Here is an 18850-nt window from a genome sequence, read left to right as displayed (position 1 = left end):
AACAGGTTCATGACAGCGGCGCGCGCCGCCTGCGCCTATACTCCGCTCTCATGGGCGTGCCGCCAGAAAAGATTGCCGTGCTGTGCCACACCGGGGCCGGGGGTTCCGGCGTCGTCGCGACCGAACTGGGCTTGATGGTCGCGCGCTCGGGCCTGGAAGTTCACTTCGTGGGCTCCGCCGTGCCTTTTCGGCTGGCGGGACACCAGGGTGTTCGCGGGCCCTTCTACCACCAGGTGAGCGGGTTCGCGTATGCCCTCTTCGATCAGCCCTACCCCGAGCTCGCCGCGGCCAATACCCTGACAGAGGTGATTTTGGAGCACGGCGTTGAGCTCACGCACGCCCACTACGCGATTCCTCATGCGACTGCCGCCATTCACGCCCGGGCGATCACCGGGCGCAGCCGGGTGGTGACCACCCTGCACGGCACAGACGTGACGCTGGTGGGCGCCGAACCCGCCTTCCGGCACACCACGCGGCACGCCATCGAGTGCAGCGACCACGTGACCGCCGTCTCACACTTTCTGGCGGAGCAGACGCGCGAAGTCTTTGGCGTCGACCGGCCCATCGAGGTGATTCACAACTTCGTGGACGCCGCGCGCTTTGTGCGCATTCCCGATCCTCAGGCGCGCGCGCGTTTCGCCCACCCGGATGAGGCGCTGATCGTGCACGTCAGCAACTTCCGCCCGGTCAAGCGTGTCGAAGACGTGGTGCAGGTCTTTGCGCGGGTCGCCAGCGAGATCCCGGCGCGGCTGCTGATGATCGGGGACGGCCCGGAGCGGCCCCGCGCCTTTGAACTCGCCGGACAACTGGGCGTGCTGGGCCGCACCCAGTTCCTGGGGTCCTTTCCCGACGTTCAGACGGTGCTGGGCATCAGTGACCTCTTTCTGTTGCCCAGCAGCAACGAGAGTTTCGGCTTGGCCGCCCTGGAGGCCATGAGTTGTGAGGTGCCGATTGTCGCGGCCCGAGCGGGCGGCATTCCCGAGGTGGTCGAGGACGGCGTGACCGGCTTCCTCGCCCCGGTGGGCGATGTGGACGCGATGGCTGACGCAGCGCTGCGCGTGTTGCGTGACTCCCAGCTGTATTTGAGCATGGGGGCGGCAGGCCGGCAGGCCGCGCTGACCCGCTTTCACCCCGACCGGATCGTGCCGCGGTACCTCGCCGCCTACGCGCAGACGCTGGCCCAGGGCGGCGGAACCTAGCCCCAGGCGTTCTCCCCTCAGCGCCCCAGGCTCAGGCTGACGTCCACCGCGTCCCCGGTGACGGGCGTGACCCTGACCGCGCGGCCCACCTCGACGACCAAGGCATTCCAGCCGCGCTTGAGGGTCGCCTCGTAGCCGCGGCCCGCCCGGACAGTCACGTCGGCACTCACCCAGACGGTCAGGAGCGTGCCGCGCCCGGCGTTCGGGGTCACCTCGCGCAGGGGCTCGCCCTCGTCGCGTTGCCCGTTGCGGTTGGCGTCGCGGTAGATGAAGAGCCGAAGTTCGGTGGCCAGAGCGGAGCCGCTCACCGTCACGGGGTCGAGGACGCCGGGCCAGGCCACATTTTGGGCGGTGAGGGGCACCTGAACGCGGGGGCTGGGTGGAGCGGTCGGAAGGTTTAGGCGGAACTCTCCCCCGCTCTGGACGGGGGCGCTGAGGAGTTCCTGGACCGGCTGGCCGGAGGCGCTGACCGCCCAGGCACCAACGCGGGCCTCTGCGGGGACGCTGCCCGTCACGTTCCCCGTCACCGTGAGGGCGTGGCCTCTGCCCAGAAGCAGGAGAGCCAGCAGGGGAAGGAGGCGCTTGTGCATGGGTTCAGTCTACGCGTTCGCCTGACGCGGATGTGACCGGCACAACAAGAGGAGAGGAGTGCCCAAAGCACTCCTCTCCCCGGCTCGCCCGGCTTCAGGCGGTGACGTTGAGGGCCTTTTTCACCAGCTCCACGATCTCGGGCATGGTGTCTGCCACGGGAACACCGGCGGCTTGAAAGGCGGCGAGCTTGCTTTCCGGCGTACCGACGTTGCCCATGATGATGGCACCCGCGTGGCCCATGCGCTTGCCCTTGGGAGCAGAGCGGCCGGAAATAAAGGCCACGACCGGCTTTTTCATATTCTGCGCGATGTACTCGGCGGCGGCTTCCTCGTCGGCACCACCGATCTCGCCGATCACGACGACGGCATCCGTCTCGGGGTCGGCCTCGAACATGGGGAGCACGTCCGCAAAGGTGGTGCCGATCACCGGGTCACCGCCGATGCCGACGGTGGTGGAGGTGCCCAGCCCCGCGTCCAGCAGCAGCTTGGCCGCCTCGTAGGTCAGTGTTCCCGAGCGGGAGATCAGGCCGACGCGGCCCTTCTCCTGGTAGATCCGGTTGGGCATGATGCCCACCTTGCACTCGCCGCTCGTGACCAGGCCGGGGCAGTTGCCGCCGATCAGGCGAATGCCCTGGCCGCCCTGCGCGCGGCTCTGCGCGTCGAGCGCCTTGACCTCCTGCACGGCACGCATCATGTCCACGGTCGGAACGCCCTCGGTGATCAGCACGATCAGGGGTACGCCCGCGTGGGCGCTTTCCAAGACGGCGTCAGCGGCCCCGGCGGGCGGCACAAAGATGATGGAGACGTCGATGCGGTGCGCGGCCTGCGCCTCCTTGACGCTGTTGTACACGGGAAGGCCCTCGTGTGTCTGTCCGCCCTTGCCGGGGGTGACACCCGCGACGACCTTGGTGCCGAATTCGCGCATCGCCTTGGTGTGGTTGGAGCCCTCGCGGCCGGTAATGCCGACCACGAGTACCTGGCTGTCCTTGTTGACGAGGATGCCCATTACTTGTTCGCCTCCTTGGCGGCCTCGTCGGCGGCCTCGAACATCGTGGGGTACATCTGAATCAGGGGGCTATTCGTGGTCGCCAGCAGCGCCTTGGCTTCCTCCTCGGCGGTCCCGGCGATCCGCATGCGAACGGGCTTGGTGAGAATGCCTTCTTCCAGCGCCTGGATGACGCCCTTGGCGACCTCGTCGGCCCGCGTGATGCCGCCGAAGATGTTGATGAAGATGGACTTGACGTCGGGGTCTTTGCTGACCAGCTTGACCGCGTTGTAGACGATGTCGGCCTTGGCGCCGCCGCCGATGTCGAGGAAGTTGGCGGGCTTGGCTCCGGCGCGGTTCACCACGTCCAGCGAAGTCATCACGATGCCCGCCCCGTTGCCCAGCACGCCGACGTTGCCGTCAAGCTTGACGTAGGCAAAGCCGTACTTGCTCGCCTCGATCTCCAGGGGGTGTTCGGCTTCCAGCTCGCGCCAGTCCGCGAGGTCCTTGTGGCGGAACATCGCGTTGTCGTCGATCTCAAACTTGGTATCAAGCGCGACCGGTGTGCCGTCTGCGTCCACGAACAGAGGATTGATCTCGACGAGAACGGCGTCCATCTTAAAGGCCGCTTCGCTCATCTTGACCATCATGTCAGCGATCTTGTTCAGGTTGCCCTTGAAGCCCGCCTGGATGGCGACCTCGCGCGCCTCGAAGGGACGCAGGCCGGTCACGGGATCAACGCGGTGCTTAATGATCTTTTCGGGGGTCGCGGCGGCGACCTCCTCGATCTCCATACCGCCTTCTGCCGAAGCCATCAGGGTGTAGCTCTGAACATTGCGGTCCACGATCATGCCGACGTAGTACTCGGTGCCCGCATCGATGTCGACGGCCTTGGTGACGAGGACCTTTTTCACGGTGAGGCCCTTGATGTCCATGCCGAGGATGTTCTGGCCATTCTCGTAGGCCTTGTCCGGGGTGGGGCTGAACTTCACGCCGCCCGCCTTGCCGCGGCCACCAACGTGGACCTGGGCCTTGACGACGACCGGTTGCCCGTACTCGCGAGCGATGTCACGCACCTCGTCGGGCGTGTAGGCCACCCTGCCTTCCTGCACGTTAACGCCGAAGCGGCGCAACAGTTCCTTGCCCTGATACTCGTGAAGTTTCACGGACTCTCTCCTCCTTGGGGGCGGCCCCTTCGCGGCTTGCTCTTTGTCCCAAGAGAAAAGTATAAGCCGCCTCACCTTCCGCCGGGCGTTCTGTTCCTGTTCTGGGGACAAGGCGAGTCGAGGACAAAGGCCCGAGCGAAGCGAGCACTCCGGAAGGAAAGCGGTATAACATCGCCCCCATGACCACACTCGACGGACTAAGAGGCGCGATGAACGCCGCGGGCGTAGATGCCCTATGGGTGAGTGATCCCGCGAACGTGCGCGCCCTGAGTGGCTTTTCCAGCGGCGAGGACGGCAAGGTGCTCGTCACCCCGGAGGGCGCCACGCTCTACACCGATGCACGCTATACGGTGCAGGCACAGGAAGAGGCGCGCGTCCCGGTTCATATCGCCCGCCCGCCCGAGACGTACCGAGACGCGGCGGCGCGGGTCAAAGGCCAGCGCGTCGGCTTCGAGGCCGAGCACCTGACCGTAGCGGGTCTGGAGGCACTGCGCGAGCACTGGGACGCCCAGCTTGTGCCCACGCGCGGGCTGGTGGAGCGCGTGCGGCTGGTCAAGACGCCCGAGGAGGTGCAGTTGATCCGGGAGGCACAGGCGCTCGCGGATCGGGTGTTCGCCGAAGTGCGGCCCAACATTCAAGCCGGGGTGCGCGAACTGGACGTAGCCCTGGAACTGGAACAGGGCCTGCGCCGCGCCGGGGCCGAGGTGGGTTTTGCCGTGATCGTGGCGAGCGGGCCGCGCGGGGCAATGCCGCACGGCGTGGCGAGCGATCGGGTGATCGAGGACGGCGAGCTGGTGACGATCGACTTCGGGGCGCGTCTGAACGGGTACCACAGTGACATGACCCGGACGGTGGCGGTGGGAACGCCGTCCGAAGAGCTGCGCCGCGTCTACAACGCTGTGCTGGAGGCCGAGGAGGCGGCGGTGGCGGCGGTGCGCCCCGGCGTCAAGGGCGGCGACCTTGACGCCCTGGCCCGCGAGATACTCAACCGGCACCACCTGGGGGAGGCCTTTGCGCACTCTCTGGGGCACGGGGTGGGCCTGAAGATTCACGAGGGGCCTAGCCTGCGCGCGGGCAGCGAAGATGTGCTGGAACCCGGAATGGTGGTGACGGTCGAGCCCGGCGCCTACCTGCCGGGCGTGGGCGGCGTCCGTATCGAGGATCTGGTGCTTGTTACGGAAGGCGGGTACGAGGTCCTCAGCCGCACCCCCAAGGAGCGCCTGTGAGGGGGACCGTTTTGGCGCTTCTGCTGCTCACCGGGGCCGCGCAGGCCGCGCAGCACGGCCAGGCCGTGTACTACAGCGGCAAGTGGCACCAGTCTACCCGTATGACCGCGGCCCACCGTACCCTTCCGCTGGGAACCTGGGTCCGCGTGAGGCACGTCCGAACGGGCCGCAGCGTCGACGTGCTGATCAATGACCGGGGGCCCTTTGGGAACCGGTCAAGAATCATCGACCTGTCACGGGCTGCCGCCGCACGGCTGGGCATCCTGTCTGAAGGCGTTGCGCCCGTACAGCTTACCGTGCTGTCTCGGCCCCGAGGGTAAACTCGGGTGTTACAATCGTGCGCGGGTTTCACCCTAGAGGAGGAGTTTCAATGACGATGGAAACGGCGCTTCTGACGCTGGACACGCTCGCGAAGTACCTGCGCGACAAGGAAGTTCAGCTCGATATTGAAGAGAACGGCGGCCAGCGCTTTATCCGGATGGGCTGGCGCTTCGAGATGGGCGACGCGGCGGTACTGATCTCCGTCAACGACGGCCCGCAAAACACCAGCCGGCTCGAGATCACCTGCGTTACCCAGAAGCAGTACGCGGACCGCCGCCAGGAAGTGATGGCGCTCCTGAACGACCGCAACCGCGAGCGCGCCTTTAGCCGCTCCATCGACGCGGACGGCAACGTCTGGCTGGAGTACGTGGGCTTCTACCCCACCCTGGCCGAGATGCCCCAGGAAACCTTCGATACCCTGTTCGGCGGCGTCCTGATGCACTTCCAGGATGATTACGCGGCCCTTGAGGGCTACGTGCCGGGGCCGCAACTTCAGCAGCCGCAGGCGTAGCAGAGGGGGCGGGGAGACTCGCCCCTCTTCTGACCATGCCCACTGTGCTTGACCCGCTCCATCCATCTCGTTGGTTGGAGCGGCTTTGTCGTGTTCGTCTGTCGCGAGTGCGATAGCGCTGGGATATGTTCTCTAGACGCTGATCCCCTAACCCGCAGGGCTCAAGGCACCCTTCAGCAGGAGCCACGTGCGGCCAGCAGCTCCTCCAAGCGGTCTACGTACCCAGCGAGCGTGCGGAAGGTGGCCTCTACCGGCTTGGGGCTGAGCATGTCAACGCCCGCTTCCCGCAGGGCGTCGATGGGATCGAGGCTGCCGCCGGACTTCAGGAAGGCGAGGTACCGCTCACGGGCGGCTTCCGGGTCCGCGCCGAACTGCTCGAGGAGTTGGTGGGCGGCGCTGATGCCGGTCGCGTACTGGTAGGCGTAGAAGTTGGCGTAGAGGTGGGTCGAAAACTGTGCCCAGAGGATGCCGCTGCGCTCGCGGTCCATCGTGACGCCTTCGCCGTAGCCCTGCTTGAGGAGGTCAGCGGTGAGGGCGATCAGGTCGGGGGCGCTGAGCGTTCCACCCGCCTCGATGCGGCGGTAACACTCCAGCTCGAAGGCGGCCAGCGTCGGCATGATGAAGAAGTAGCGGTGGAAGTTGGCAAGGGCTTCCTCGATGATCGCGACCTCGAAGGTGGTGTCTTCCGCCTCGCGCGCCCGCCTCAGCAGGTGCTGGCGGACCATCGCCTGGTTAAAGTTGGAGGCGACTTCAGCGTGAAAGAGCGTGTAGCGGGGCACTGCGGCAGGGTGTTCGCGCTGCGAGAGCAGCGAGTGCATGGAATGCCCGATCTCATGGGCCAGGGTAGAGTAGCTGCCCATGGTGCCGTTCCAGGTCATGAAGATGTAGGGCTTGACGCGGGCGCTGCCGTTGGAATAGGCGCCCTGGCGTTTGCCGTCGTTTTCGGCGTAGTCGACCCAGCGCTCGGTCGTCAAACCAGCTCGCATCTCTTGTATATATTCAGAGCCAAGGGGGGCCATGCCCTCACAGATCCACTCCACGGCCTGGGCGTAGCTCACCTCGCGGGGTGGCACGAGAGCAGCCTTGACGTCGTACTCGCGCAGCTCCGCCAGGCCCAGCCACTGCCGGCGGACGTTCCAGTAGCGGTGCCAGGTTGGGGTGTGGGCGCGGTAGGTCTCCAGCAGAGTGGTCACGACCTCCAGCGGGATGCGGTCGGGCGCGAGGGTTGCGGTGATCGCATCGGGGTAGCGGCGGGCGCGAGCAAGAAAGACGTTTTGGCGCACATTCGTGGTGTACATGGCCGCCTGGGCATGACGCACGGCAAGGTGCGCGTCGGCGTAGTGCTCCCAAGCTTCCCGGCGCACCTCGCGGTCAGGGTGGCTGGTGAGGCGGTCCACATTGCCCTGGGTGACTGGTTCACCCCCTGCCGTGCCAAAGCGCAGGTCCATATTGGCGAGGGTGGGGTGAATGCTGCGCTCGGAGGCGAAGGGGGCCTGTAGGGCGCCGAGGAGTTCTTCGACCTCCGCCGAACGGATGTGGGGGCGCAAACGCCAGAGGCGCTCGAGGCGGACCCGGTAGTCCTTGAGGTCAGGACGGGTGAGCCACCCCCGCACCTGGGCCTCGTCCAGCGTGAGGAGTTCCGGGCGGGCAAAGGCGGTGACGCTGGCGAAACGGGCGGCGATGCCACTCGCCCGGTCACGGCGAGCCGCGGCCTCCGCGTCGTGGCCGTCCACACTGGAAGACATGCTGGCGTAGGAGAGCAGGCGCGTGAGGCGCAGTTCCACCGCGCCTTCCTCACGGAGGTAGGCGGAGAGCGCCTCCGGGCTGCTGCCGAGCCGTCCGGCGTGGGCGGCCAGGGCGTCAATCGCGGCGGGCAGGGCCTCCGCCTCGGCCTCCCAGGCTTGAGGCGTCGCAAAGAGGGCTTCGATGTCCCAGGTTTGTTCGCGGGGAACAGCGGCGCGTGACGGCAAAGCAGCCTTCCTCAGGGTTGTGGTCATGCCGCAGGCTAGCACCGCGGGCACCCCGCCTCTGGATCCGCCATTTGACGTAGCTGGAAGGCAACCAAAGGGGGATTGCCGATTTTTTCCCTTTGTGTGAGGAGATACAGCGGTACGCTCAAGGAGCGTTCATGAGCCTCATGCCTGCCCTGTACCGACCCGAACTCGTGGCGCTTTCTGTCGCCGTCGCCTGCCTGGCCTCCTACGCGACCCTCAGCGTCGCGACCCGCGCCTCGAGCAAGGAGGGGCGAGCGCCGCTGTATTGGGCGGTCGGCGGAGCGCTGGTGCTGGGATTTGGCATCTGGGCGATGCACTTCATCGGCATGCTGGCCCTTAGCCTCCCCGTCCCGATCTACTATTCCCTGTCGACTACGCTGCTCTCGTGGCTGGCCGCCGTTCTGGCGGCAGCTCTGGCGCTTCGCAGCATCAACCGTCATGAGGTGGGCCTCCGGGCACTTCTCGTGGGTGGCCTCCTGCTCGGCCTGAGCATCAGCAGCATGCACTACCTGGGGATGCAGGCGATGCGCTTTGCCGGAAAGGTGACCTACGAGCCGTTGGGGGTTGCGCTGTCCGTCCTTGTCGCCTTTAGTGCCGCCACGCTGGCCCTCGGACTGGGCCTGCGGGTGCGGGTCGCTCCCCCCGGACAGCAGGAACGCTGGCGGCTGGCGGGCGCCCTGCTGCTGGGCGGTGCCATTGCCGCCATGCACTACACGGCCATGCACGCCGCGCACTTCCATACCACGGAACAGCCCACCGCCCCCCTAGCGCACGGAATTCTCTCCAGCGCCGGGCTGGCCCGGGGTGTGGCGCTGATCGCGGTGACGCTGCTGGGAGCAGCGGTATGGGCCCTGCTGATGAATGAGCGGGTCGCGCGCTCCACCGCACGCTCGGCCGAGCTGCAACGGCTCAACACTGAACTGGAGTGCCGCGTGGCCGAACGAACAGCCGCCCTCGAGCAGGCCCATGCCGAACTGCTCGCCTATGCGGTAGCGGTCTCGCATGATCTGGCCGAACCCACACGCCGCGCCACCGGTGTCACGCACCTGCTTGAACGGGCCCTGGCGGCCAACACCGATCCCAAGGTCAAGCGGTACCTGGCGCTCCTGCGGCAGGAGGTGGCCCTCGTCGACACCCACGTGACGCAGCTCCGGCAACTGCCGTTTTTCCGGGGACGACCCGTGCAGTTCGCGCCTGTGTCCCTGAACGTTCTCGTCGTTCAGGTGCGCAGCGACCTCGAACCCCTGCTGCGTGGCCGCCGCGTGCAGTGGGTGATGACGGACCTGCCGGGCGTTCGGGGTGACGCGATGCTGCTGCGGCTGGTCTTGACCGAAGTGCTGGCCGGAGCCCTGGAAGCGGCCGGTCAGGAACCGCGCCTAGAGATCAGCGGATGGCAGCAGGGCAATCAGGTGGTGGTCCAGCTGCGGCACAGTGCCCCCGGCACACCGGCGGTCAGACCTTCGCCCCTCTTGCCCTCACGTCCGGGCGAGCGCATCGGCCTGACCACCGCCCGGCGTGTGCTGCAACAGCACGGCGGCAGCCTGCAGGTGGAAGGCAACGTGGTCACGCTGCGCCTGCCGTCCGCGCAGGCCGCTCCGGGCCTTCCTGCCTCCCGGGAGAGCGCAGCGGAGGAACGGGACCTTAAAGCGGTACAGCACCAGCCGACCTGAGCAAGTGGGGTCAGCGGCGCTGGCGCAGGCACTCGTACAGGACGAGCGCGGCGGCTGTGGCGACGTTGAGGCTGTCGGCAGCCCCCCGCATGGGCACGCGCACCGGCAACTCCGCTGCGCGCCACGCCGAGGGTAGCCCCGCGTGCTCGGCGCCCAGAATCAGCGCAACGCGCCCTGTGAGCGGCGCGTCCCAGTACACCCGGGAGGCGTCCGGCGTGCAGGCCACACGGGTAAAGCCGTGCTCGGCCAACCAGGCCAGGGCCTCCTCCTCGGAGAGGGCCGCGACGGGCAGGGTAAAGACGCTGCCCTGCGAGGCGCGAATCACATTGGGGGAATACACGTCCGCACCGCGTCCAAGCACCAGCACACCCGCTGCGCCCGCCGCGTCCGCCGTGCGCAGAATCGCCCCGATGTTCCCGGGCTTTTCGAGGCCATGCAGAACGACGACCACCGCGTCGTCCTGAGGTTGGGGCAGGCGCGCAGGGGGCGCGGGCACCACCGCCAGCAACCCGTCAGGATTCTCGCGGCCACTCACTTTCTCAAAGGCCTCGCGGGCGAGCGCGAGGCGGGGACCAGGCAGCGCAGGCGCCAGCGCACGCGCCTCCGGGCTGTAGAGCGCCTCGCAGGTGTAGAGGGTCGCCGGCCTCAGACCCGCCTGTGTCGCGCGGGCGAGCTCACGGGCCCCCTCGATCAGGATCACGCCCTCGCGGTCGCGCTCGCGGCGGGAACGCAGGCGCACAAGCCGTTTGACGTGCGGGTTTTGCAGGGAGGTGATGGCGCCGGGCACATTCATCAGGGGCCAGTATGGCGGCTTTTCCTACCCCAGCCGCCCGATCAGCGGCAAGGCCGCCACCACCAGCGCCACCGTGAGCAGGCTGGCCAGCGTACTCAGCGCAACGGCGCTCGCCACCGTGTCGGCGTCGGCGTGGTACTCGCGGGCAAGAAGAAAGGCATTCACGGCGGTGGGCATGGCGGAGGCAAGCACCAGCCCCTGGAGGGGCAAGCCACGCAGACCCAGCCCCAGGCCAAGGGCCAGCGCGAGGGCGGGCATGGCGAGGACGCGCAGGCCTGTGGCGGTCAGGACCGGCGGGGTCAGGGCGAGGCGGCCCGCTTGTCCGAGCTGGATGCCCAGCGAGAGCAGCACCATCGGCAGGGCGGCCTGTCCAAGAAGGTCGATGCCGCGGCGCACACCCAGCGGAACAGGCAGATGCAGCACCCGGACCAGAAGGGCAGCGGCGATACACCACACCACCGGGAGGCGCAGGACCGCCCTCAGCCCGGCTCGCGCACCACCCGCCGAGCCGTACAGCAGCGGCCCCAGGGTGAAGGTAAGCAGGACCGAACACAGGAAGATCACGACGGCCTGGTCGAGTCCCGGCTGTCCGAGCGCGAACAGGGCGATGGGCAATCCGAAGTTGCCGTTGTTGCCGATCGCCACACTCGCCATCACGGCGCGGCGGGTGGCGCTGGGCACGCGGGCGGCGGCCAGGCGGGCCAGCAGCGCCCCGGACAGCGCCAGCACGAAGTAGGCGGTGGCCAGGTGCAGGCCCTCGCCCAGGCGGACGGTCGTGCCCAACAGGCTGCTGAGGGCGAGAGCAGGCGTCAGACCGTTGAGGCTCACCTTGCCCAGCGTGTCCTGACTCAGGGTGAAGCGGCGGGCGAGCAGGGCACCGACGCCCGCGACGAGCACAACGGGCAACACCACGTTCAGCAGGGCTTGAACCACGGAGGGCAGGATAGCGCCGCACCTTTCTGGACTCGGTTCAGAGTCGCGGCCTGCTGCGTGGCCGAGCCGTAGGCTGGGCGAAATGAGCAGAACGACAGCATTTCTGGGCCTGGGCGCGATGGGCTGGCCCATGGCGGCGCAGCTCGCGCGGCACGCGAGGGAAACGGGGGGGCGAGCGCTCGTCTGGAACCGCACCCCAGCAAAGGCGCAGGCACACGCCCGCGAGTTCGGGAGCGAGGCCGCCGAGCTGAGCGGGGTAGCGGATGCCGATGTGATCTTTTCTTGCCTCCCCACCAGCGCGGAGGTCGATGAGGTGTTGGGAGCGCTGGAGGGCCAGCTTCGGCCCGGAACAGTCTGGGTGGACTGCACGAGCGGGCACCCGGAGGCGGCCCCGCGGCAGGCGGCGCGGCTGGAAGCGCGGGGGGTGGCCTTTTTGGACGCGCCGGTCAGCGGCGGGCCCATGGGAGCCGAGCGGGCCAGCCTGACGGTGATGGTTGGCGGGGACGCGGCCGCGCTTGGCCGGGTGCGCGCCGATCTGGCCTTTGCCGGGAAGATCGTGTACGTCGGCGAGAGCGGCGCGGGCTTCGCGGTCAAGGCGATCAACAACACCCTGATGGCGGTCAACATGTGGGCGGCGGGGGAAGGGCTTGCCGTCCTGGCACGGCGCGGCGTCGACCTACAGGCGGCGCTGGACGTCATCAACGCGAGCAGCGGGCGCTCCTACCCCACCGAGGCCCTGATCCCGCAGCGGGTGCTGACCCGCGCATTTCCCGTCACCTTTGAGCTGGGCCTGCTCGCCAAAGATGCGGGGATCGCCGCCGACATGGTGCAGGATGCTCGGGCGAGCGCACCCCTGCTGCTGCAGGGCGCGGCGCTGTACCGGGCGGCGGCGCGCCTTATCGGTTCGGACGCGGACTACAGCGCGGCCCTGAAACTGGTGGAACAGATGAACGGCCAGGAGATCAGATGACCTCTCCCCTTTTTGCCGTCGCCACAGATGGGGGCCTAGACGCTTTCGAGGGCCTCAGCAACAACGTGCCGGTTGCGCCCTTTAGCCTGAACTTCGGCACGAAGACGTACCGTATGAACGAGCTCACGCGCGAGGAGCTGTACCGGGAACTCCAGACGAACCCGGTGCACCCAACCTCCAGTCAGCCCACACCCCAGGACTGGGCGCAGGCGGAGCGGGCGGCAAGCGGGGACGGCCTGCCGGTGCTGGCCCTCACGATCAGCAGTGGGCTTTCGGGAAGCCGCAACGCGGCCGAGCAGGCGCGGGCGCTCGTGCCGGAGCTGCCGGTGACCATTCACGACACGCGCACGCTGAGCGCGGCGCAGGCCTTTCAGGTCCATGCCGCCGTCACTGCCGCACAGCGGGGCGAGACGCTGGAAACGGCCCTGGACTGGGTGCGGCGCACCCACGAGGAGACCGAACTCTATTTCACCATCGAGACCCTGGAGTACCTGCGCCGGGGCGGGCGCATCGGGCGGGTACAGGCCACGTTGGGAGGCCTGCTGAACCTCAAGCCGGTGATCACGGTGGACAAGCAGGCCGGCATCTACACGAACGTGGGGCGGGCGCGCTCCTACCGCGGAGCCATCGATGCGGTCGCGGCGCAGGTAACCAGCCGCTACGGCGAGGGCACGCCGCTGCGGGTGGGCCTGCTGTACGGCAGCGTGCGCGAGGATGCTGACGCGCTCCTCGCAGCGCTTCAGGCCCGTCATCCCCTCGTGTGGGTCGGGATGACCGGCGTGAACCCGGTGCTCAATGTCCACACCGGGCCACGGGCGCTGGGTGTGGCCGCCGCCCCAGGCCGCTGGGTCTGGGAACGCTGAGGAAAAGCCCTAGGGGGGAAAGGGAAGGCGGCCCGGGGCACCCGCGTCACCGCGCAGCCAGGCGACCAGGGCGGCCCGGGCTTCGGGGCGAAAGCCGTAGGTGAGGACCGCAGGGGCCTGGACGTCCAGCACGGCGGAAGGGTTGTACAGGGCGAGGTGTAGATCCGGCTGGGCCCCACGCAGGTCGGGCTGCCGGTGCCGGGTGGTGGTCGCGAGGATGACGGGGAGGCCGGACGCCCGGATGGCTCGCCAGTCGAGCTGTGCCGGGTGATCAAAAGCGTGTAGCCGCACGTCGTACACGGCCCCGAGTTCACGGGCGAGCGTGGCGGCGTCCACGCTGGCTTCGCTGACCGTCTCACGCTCCACCCGGTGCTGCGCGACGAGCAGAATGGCCGTTCCGGGAGCGGGAGGCCGCGGGTTGCCGCAGGTGGTCAGGGCACAGGCCCAGGCGCGCGCGAACAGCGCAGCGTCGGCCCAGGGGTCTCGCTCGAGCGCAACCTCTGCTGGATGGGCGGCGGCCAACGCGTGCAGCCGAGCGAGGCTCGCTTCGACCTCCCGCGCGTCCAGTTCGTCCCGCAGAGCGTGCGCCACCGCCTCCAGGGTGGCCTCTTGCGCCTCGCGGCGGCCCAGGGCCATCACCAGATCAGCTCCGGCACGCAGCGCGAGCACCGCCGCCTCGCCCCGGCCGTAGTGAGCGTCGATGGCCTGCATCCCCATGCTATCGGTAACGGTGACCCCCCCGTAGCCCCACTCGCCGCGCAGCAGGTCCGTCAGCACGGCGCGCGAGAGCGTGGCGGGACGCGCGGGGTCAAGCGCGTCATACACGATGTGCGCCGTCATCACGGCGGGCGCAAGGGGCAGGCAGGCGCGGAAGGGCGCCAGCTCTGCTGCGTCCAGCGCCGCACGGCTCTTGGCGACGCGGGGCAGGGCGCGGTGAGTGTCGAGGTGGGTGTCACCGTGCCCCGGAAAGTGCTTCACGCAGCCTGCGACGCCCTCCCGCCGGTGTCCCCGCAGGGCCGCGACACCGTGGCGCGTCACCAGGGCGGGATCAGCGCCGTAGGCCCGCTCACTGATCACCGGATTGGCCGGATTAACGTTCACGTCCAGCACAGGTGCAAAGTTCCAGTTCACGCCGACCGACCGCAACTGCCGCGCCAGGGCTGCGTTCACCTCCTCGGTGAGCACCGGATCATCCGCCGCGCCCAGGGCCATGGCCGAAGGCGCACACGGCCAGAAGCTCGGGCGCACAATTGCGCCACCCTCGTGGTCGAGGGCAATCAGGGCGTTCTCACCCAGCACCTCGCGCAGGTCAGCGCAGAGCCGCCGCAGTTGCTCCGCATCCTGCACGTTCTTCCCAAACAGACAGACGGCCCGAATCCCGTTGCGGCGCAGGTAAGCGGCGGTTGACACGTCGAGCGTGGGGCCGGGGATGTCCACCATCACCAGGGCGCCGGGAAGAGGTTGGTTCACGTCCCTCAGGGTAAGCGAGAAGAGCCCCGCCGTTCCTCAGTCCGTCACGGCGCCCTGCGCGGCGCTGCTGACCAACCGTGCGTACTTGGCGAGCACGCCCCGCTTGTAGCGCGGCTCCGGAGCCACCCAGGCGGCGCGGCGGCGCTCCAGTTCCGCCTCGTCCACAAGCAGGTTGAGCTGACAGGTTTCGGCATTGAGCTCGATGAGGTCACCCTCCTGCACCAGGGCGATAGGACCGCCCACGTAGGCTTCGGGGGCCACGTGACCGACAACGAGACCGTACGTGCCGCCCGAAAAGCGGCCGTCGGTGATCAGCCCCACGCTGTCTCCTAGCCCCTTACCGATGATCGCCGAGGTGGGAGACAGCATCTCGCGCATGCCGGGGCCGCCCTTGGGCCCCTCGTAGCGAATCACCACCACATCACCGGCCTTGATTCGGTCCCCCATGATGGCCGCCATACACTCCTCTTCCGAGTCGAAGACGCGGGCGGGACCGGTGATTTTAATCTGCCGCAGGCCGCTGATCTTGGCCACCGCGCCTTCTGGAGCCAGGTTCCCGCGCAGGATGGCGAGGTGCCCCTGTGGGTAGAGCGGCTGGTCAAAGGGCAGAATAACGTCCTGGCCGGGATCGGGCTGATCGGGCACGCCCGCGAGGTTCTCGGCGACCGTTTGGCCGGTCACCGTGAGGCAGTCGCCGTGCAGCAGGCCCGCTTTGAGCAGCATCTTCATCACGCGCGGGATGCCGCCCACCTCGTGCAGGTCGGTGGCGACGTACTTCCCGCTCGGCTTGAGGTCGCAAAAGACCGGCGTGCGCTCGCGGATGCGCTCGAAGTCTTCCAGGGTGAGGTCAACGCCGCAGGCGTGGGCAATTGCCAGCAGGTGCAGCACCGCGTTTGTGGAGCCGCCCACCGCCATCACCACCGTGATCGCGTTCTCGAAGGCTTCCCGCGTCAGGATGTCCAGGGGCCGGATGTCCTCCTCGATCAGCCGAATGAGGGCGCGGGCGCTGTCTGCGGCAGAAACTGCCTTTTCGGCGTCTACGGCGCTCATGGTGGAGGAGTACGGCAGGCTCATCCCCAGCGCCTCAAAGGCGCTACTCATGGTGTTCGCCGTGTACATGCCGCCGCAGGAACCGTTGCCGGGACAGGCACGCTTCTCGATCTGCTCGAAGTCTTCACGGCTCATCTTGCCCGCGCCGTAGGCCCCGACCGCCTCGAAGACGGAGACGATGGTGAGGTCTTTGCCGTTGTAGTGACCCGGTTTGATCGTGCCCCCATAGACAAAGATGGCGGGAATATTGAGGCGGGCGATGCCGATCATCGCGCCGGGCATGTTCTTGTCGCAGCCGCCCACCACGATGAGGCCGTCGTGCGACATCCCGCGGCTGGCCGTCTCGATGGAGTCCGCGATCACTTCCCGGCTGACCAGAGAGCACTTCATGCCCTCGGTGCCCATGCTGATGCCGTCCGAGACGGTGATGGTGCCGTAGACCTGCGGCATCGCACCGCCCTCGCGCAGGGCACCGGTGATGTGCTCTGCCAGTTCGCCCAAGCCGTTGTTGCAGGGCGTGATGTTGCTCTGGGCATGCGCGACGCCGATGATCGCCTTGTCGAAGTCGCCGTCCTCGAACCCCACCGCCCGCAGCATCGCCCGGTTGGGCGCGCGCTCGTCCCCCTGGGTGACGTGGTGGCTATTCCAATTCATCCTGCGCTTCGTGCGGGTACCGGTCATGCCTTACGCTAGGCCAACGCGGGGGGCGCGGGGCCGGGGCAGCTCAGACAGGCGAGGAGGCGACCCCCCCCGGAAGCCGCCTCCTCTTTCCCTCAGAGCCTACGCCTTGACGGGCTGCTGCCCCCGCTTGCGGCGGGCATTCCACTCTTCAAAGTACACGACCAGCGGCGCGACGATGTAGATGGAGGAGTAGGTGCCCACGATGATGCCGACCAGCAGAATCAGCGAGAAGTCACGCAGCACCGGACCGCCGAACACGAGCAGGCTGAGGAGGGGCAGCATCGTGCTCACTGACGTCATCACCGTGCGCGAGAGCGTCTGGTTGATGGAGGTATTCACGATCTCGCGGTAGGAGCGGCCCCGCATCTCACGCAGGTTTTCGCGAATGCGGTCGGAGATGATGATGGAGTCATTCAGCGAGTAGCCGATCAGGGTAAGGAGCGCGGCCACCGTCGCCACCGTGAATTCCAGCCCCAGCAGGCTGAAGAGGCCCATCGCGATGGCCACGTCGTGAACCGCCGCGATGATGCTGCCCACACCCATGATGAAGTCGAAGCGGAAGCCGACGTAGACGAGGATCAGGCCCAGGCCCAACAACACGGCATAGACGGTCTTCTGCGTGAGTTCACGCCCAACCGCCGGGCCGACCGTCTCGGTGGACTGCACCTCACCCCCCGGCAGCCTGGCGATCGCCGAACTGAGGGTCTGCACCTCGGCGGCGGTCAGTTCGGGCACCTTGACCGTGTACTGCGCGCCGCTGATTCCCGGCGTTACGTCACGCTGAATGGTCGCGCTCTGGGGGTTGACTTTCTCCACGCCCGCCCCGGTGACGGCGGAACGCACCTGCTCGGTGGTCGTCTCGCTCCCCGTGCGGACAGTGAGGGTCGTGCCACTGGTAAAGTCCACGCCGTAGTTCAGGCCGCGTGTGGCGAGCACCAGGCCGCCACCCAGCGCGAGCAGCACGCTGAGGGTGGTCACGACGGGGGCAGCTTTCATGAAGTTGATGTTCGTCTTGCCGATGCGGATGGGCGCGCTCGCATTGGGCTTGCGCTGCGCGAGCTGCTGCATACCCCACTTGGCGAACACCAGGTTAGAGAAGGTGGAGGCAACCACCCCGATGATCAGCGTGACAGCAAAGCCCTTCACCGGACCGGTCGAGTAGTTGTACAGCGCCAGCGCGGAGAGCAGGTGCGAGGCGTTCACGTCCAAGATGGCCGCCGTCGAGTGCTCGTACCCCGCCCCGATCGCGTTCTTCAGGCCCTTGCCCTTGTGCAGCTCCTCCTTGATGCGCTCAAAGGAGATCACGTTGCCGTCCACGGCGGCGCCGATGGTGAGCACCAGACCCGCAATTCCCGGCAGGGTGAGGGTCGCGCCGAAGCCGCCCAGCAGGCCCAGGATCAGGATCGCCGAAAACAGCAGCCCCAACGCCGCGACCAGCCCGAACCAGAAGCCGTAGTACAAGAAGAGCATCCCGAACACCAACCCGATGCCGACAAGCGCGGCGATGGTGCCGCTGCGGATGGCGTCGGCACCCAGCGTCGGCCCGATGGCCCGCTCGGCCTCGGTCTTGATCTTGATGGGGAGCGCGCCGGATTTAAGCACCAGGGCGAGTTGGCTGGCTTCCTCGGCGGTGAAGTTGCCGCTGATCTGCACGTCCCGGAAAAGACGCTGCTGGATGGTCGCCACCGACTGGATCTGATCGTCCAGCACCACGGCCATCAGGCGACCTACGTTCTGACCGGTAAAGTTGCCAAATGTCTCCGCACCCTGTGGGGTGGTTTGGAACGTCACCACCCAGCGGCCCGTCGTGGGATCCGTGGCGGCCGAGGCGTTGGCGATCACCTCGCCGGTCGCCTGCACCGGACCGAGGTCTTCGAGGGTGTACCCGCCCGTCTGGGGCTTCTGCTGGGCCAGCTGCGGGTCAGGCTGCGCCCCCTGGTTCACGATGCGGAATTCCAGGCGAGCGGTGCGCTGGATGATCTCGCGGGCGCGCTGCTGCACCGCGGGCGTCGCGCCGGGAATCTCGACGACCACGCGCCTGCCGCCTGCGACAGTCACCGTCGGTTCAGCCACACCCAGCGCGTTGATACGGTTCTCGATCACGGTCTTTACCCGGTCGAGCTCCTCACGGGTGGCGTTGCCGTCCTCGGGCGCGAGTTCGATCCTCAGGCCCCCCTTGAGGTCCAGCCCCAGCGTCATGAACTGATACTGGTCGTTCCAGAGCGCAAGGGGCGTTTTGGGATGTTCCCAGGGCCGCCAGATATAGAGCAGGCTGGCCAGGAGCGTGAGCAGCAGGAGGAGCCCGGTCCAGGGACTGGGACGGCTGGCAGAGGGAGCCGGACGGCGCGGAGGCGGGCGGCGGTTGCGGTTCGGATTGGTGTAGGTCACGGGAAGACTCCGGGAAAGACAGAAGAGAGGGGGCTGACGG

Annotated in this window: 16 protein-coding genes; 7 read left to right on the top strand and 9 right to left on the bottom strand. The window is 67.8% G+C overall.

Features of this window, described 5'->3' with window-relative positions:
- Nucleotides 1-50 precede the first annotated feature (50 nt).
- Entirely contained in the window at nucleotides 51-1199 is a 1149-nt protein-coding gene (bshA, locus tag EI73_RS03025; RefSeq protein ID WP_034387624.1) for an N-acetyl-alpha-D-glucosaminyl L-malate synthase BshA, read from the top strand.
- A 17-nt stretch (nucleotides 1200-1216) separates the two neighbouring features.
- Here bshA and EI73_RS03020 read toward each other — a convergent pair whose 3' ends face one another.
- The 3 genes from EI73_RS03020 to sucC all read right to left on the bottom strand — a co-directional run bounded on the left by EI73_RS03020 (nucleotide 1217) and on the right by sucC (nucleotide 3940).
- Nucleotides 1217-1789: a hypothetical protein gene (locus EI73_RS03020; protein WP_034384090.1), complete on the bottom strand. Its 573-nt coding sequence runs from the start codon at nucleotides 1787-1789 to the stop codon at nucleotides 1217-1219.
- Between the two features lie 94 nt (nucleotides 1790-1883).
- Nucleotides 1884-2795 carry a succinate--CoA ligase subunit alpha gene (gene sucD / locus EI73_RS03015; protein WP_034384089.1) on the bottom strand — a complete coding sequence of 304 codons (912 nt, stop codon included), beginning with the start codon at nucleotides 2793-2795 and terminating at the stop codon, nucleotides 1884-1886.
- On the bottom strand, nucleotides 2795-3940 hold the full coding sequence (gene sucC, locus EI73_RS03010; RefSeq protein WP_034384086.1) for an ADP-forming succinate--CoA ligase subunit beta: 1146 nt from the start codon (nucleotides 3938-3940) through the stop codon (nucleotides 2795-2797). Before sucC ends, sucD begins: the two co-directional genes overlap by 1 nt.
- Before the next feature lie 179 nt (nucleotides 3941-4119).
- Between sucC and EI73_RS03005 the strand changes: the two genes are divergently transcribed.
- Genes EI73_RS03005 through EI73_RS02995 form a run of 3 tightly spaced genes read left to right on the top strand, consistent with a single transcriptional unit; the run spans nucleotide 4120 to nucleotide 5998 of the window.
- Nucleotides 4120-5166, top strand: a complete 1047-nt coding sequence (locus EI73_RS03005; RefSeq protein ID WP_034384083.1) for a Xaa-Pro peptidase family protein — start codon at nucleotides 4120-4122, stop codon at nucleotides 5164-5166.
- Entirely contained in the window at nucleotides 5163-5486 is a 324-nt protein-coding gene (locus EI73_RS03000) for a septal ring lytic transglycosylase RlpA family protein (RefSeq protein WP_034384080.1), read from the top strand. The genes EI73_RS03005 and EI73_RS03000 overlap by 4 nt, the downstream gene beginning before the upstream one ends.
- Before the next feature lie 50 nt (nucleotides 5487-5536).
- On the top strand, nucleotides 5537-5998 hold the full coding sequence (locus EI73_RS02995) for a YbjN domain-containing protein (RefSeq protein WP_034384077.1): 462 nt from the start codon (nucleotides 5537-5539) through the stop codon (nucleotides 5996-5998).
- A 173-nt stretch (nucleotides 5999-6171) separates the two neighbouring features.
- Here the strand turns inward: EI73_RS02995 and pepF are convergent, their stop codons facing one another.
- Complete coding sequence (pepF, locus tag EI73_RS02990; protein ID WP_034384074.1) at nucleotides 6172-7995, bottom strand: oligoendopeptidase F; 1824 nt, start codon at nucleotides 7993-7995, stop codon at nucleotides 6172-6174.
- Between the two features lie 131 nt (nucleotides 7996-8126).
- Between pepF and EI73_RS15580 the strand changes: the two genes are divergently transcribed.
- On the top strand, nucleotides 8127-9662 hold the full coding sequence (locus EI73_RS15580) for an MHYT domain-containing protein (RefSeq protein WP_051935395.1): 1536 nt from the start codon (nucleotides 8127-8129) through the stop codon (nucleotides 9660-9662).
- 10 nt (nucleotides 9663-9672) lie between these two features.
- Here the strand turns inward: EI73_RS15580 and EI73_RS02980 are convergent, their stop codons facing one another.
- Nucleotides 9673-10455 carry an RNA methyltransferase gene (locus EI73_RS02980; protein WP_034384071.1) on the bottom strand — a complete coding sequence of 261 codons (783 nt, stop codon included), beginning with the start codon at nucleotides 10453-10455 and terminating at the stop codon, nucleotides 9673-9675.
- A 24-nt stretch (nucleotides 10456-10479) separates the two neighbouring features.
- Entirely contained in the window at nucleotides 10480-11388 is a 909-nt protein-coding gene (locus tag EI73_RS02975) for an AEC family transporter (protein WP_034384068.1), read from the bottom strand.
- Nucleotides 11389-11470: 82 nt separating this feature from the next.
- Here EI73_RS02975 and EI73_RS02970 point away from each other — a divergent pair, with 82 nt between their 5' ends.
- Both EI73_RS02970 and EI73_RS02965 read left to right on the top strand, forming a co-directional pair.
- Entirely contained in the window at nucleotides 11471-12358 is an 888-nt protein-coding gene (locus EI73_RS02970; protein WP_034384065.1) for an NAD(P)-dependent oxidoreductase, read from the top strand.
- The gene (locus EI73_RS02965; RefSeq protein ID WP_034384062.1) at nucleotides 12355-13221 is read left to right on the top strand and encodes a DegV family protein; all 867 of its coding nucleotides are present in this window, start codon (nucleotides 12355-12357) and stop codon (nucleotides 13219-13221) included. The genes EI73_RS02970 and EI73_RS02965 overlap by 4 nt, the downstream gene beginning before the upstream one ends.
- Nucleotides 13222-13230: 9 nt before the next feature.
- Here the strand turns inward: EI73_RS02965 and EI73_RS02960 are convergent, their stop codons facing one another.
- The 3 genes from EI73_RS02960 to secD form a co-directional block, all read right to left on the bottom strand.
- Nucleotides 13231-14691, bottom strand: a complete 1461-nt coding sequence (locus EI73_RS02960) for a glycoside hydrolase family 3 protein (RefSeq protein ID WP_369699452.1) — start codon at nucleotides 14689-14691, stop codon at nucleotides 13231-13233.
- Nucleotides 14692-14727: 36 nt separating this feature from the next.
- Entirely contained in the window at nucleotides 14728-16422 is a 1695-nt protein-coding gene (gene ilvD / locus EI73_RS02955) for a dihydroxy-acid dehydratase (protein ID WP_034384059.1), read from the bottom strand.
- A gap of 99 nt (nucleotides 16423-16521) precedes the next feature.
- Nucleotides 16522-18810: a protein translocase subunit SecD gene (secD, locus tag EI73_RS02950; protein ID WP_034384056.1), complete on the bottom strand. Its 2289-nt coding sequence runs from the start codon at nucleotides 18808-18810 to the stop codon at nucleotides 16522-16524.
- Nucleotides 18811-18850: the final 40 nt, after the last annotated feature.

It is taken from the genome of Deinococcus sp. YIM 77859 (genome assembly GCF_000745175.1).
GTDB lineage: Bacteria > Deinococcota > Deinococci > Deinococcales > Deinococcaceae > Deinococcus.
The sequence above is the reverse complement of the archived record's forward strand: the minus strand, read 5'-3'. Positions and strand labels throughout refer to the sequence as shown.

Bases quoted from the DNA above. Each gene is read 5' to 3' on its own strand.
- EI73_RS03020 (WP_034384090.1), bottom strand. From the start codon at position 1,789: ATGCACAAGCGCCTCCTTCCCCTGCTGGCTCTCCTGCTTCTGGGCAGA.
- ilvD (WP_034384059.1), bottom strand. From the start codon at position 16,422: ATGACCGGTACCCGCACGAAGCGCAGGATGAATTGGAATAGCCACCAC.
- EI73_RS03005 (WP_034384083.1), top strand. From the start codon at position 4,120: ATGACCACACTCGACGGACTAAGAGGCGCGATGAACGCCGCGGGCGTA.
- EI73_RS02965 (WP_034384062.1), top strand. From the start codon at position 12,355: ATGACCTCTCCCCTTTTTGCCGTCGCCACAGATGGGGGCCTAGACGCT.
- EI73_RS02980 (WP_034384071.1), bottom strand. From the start codon at position 10,455: ATGAATGTGCCCGGCGCCATCACCTCCCTGCAAAACCCGCACGTCAAA.
- sucD (WP_034384089.1), bottom strand. From the start codon at position 2,795: ATGGGCATCCTCGTCAACAAGGACAGCCAGGTACTCGTGGTCGGCATT.
- pepF (WP_034384074.1), bottom strand. From the start codon at position 7,995: ATGACCACAACCCTGAGGAAGGCTGCTTTGCCGTCACGCGCCGCTGTT.
- EI73_RS15580 (WP_051935395.1), top strand. From the start codon at position 8,127: ATGAGCCTCATGCCTGCCCTGTACCGACCCGAACTCGTGGCGCTTTCT.
- EI73_RS02970 (WP_034384065.1), top strand. From the start codon at position 11,471: ATGAGCAGAACGACAGCATTTCTGGGCCTGGGCGCGATGGGCTGGCCC.
- bshA (WP_034387624.1), top strand. From the start codon at position 51: ATGGGCGTGCCGCCAGAAAAGATTGCCGTGCTGTGCCACACCGGGGCC.
- EI73_RS02995 (WP_034384077.1), top strand. From the start codon at position 5,537: ATGACGATGGAAACGGCGCTTCTGACGCTGGACACGCTCGCGAAGTAC.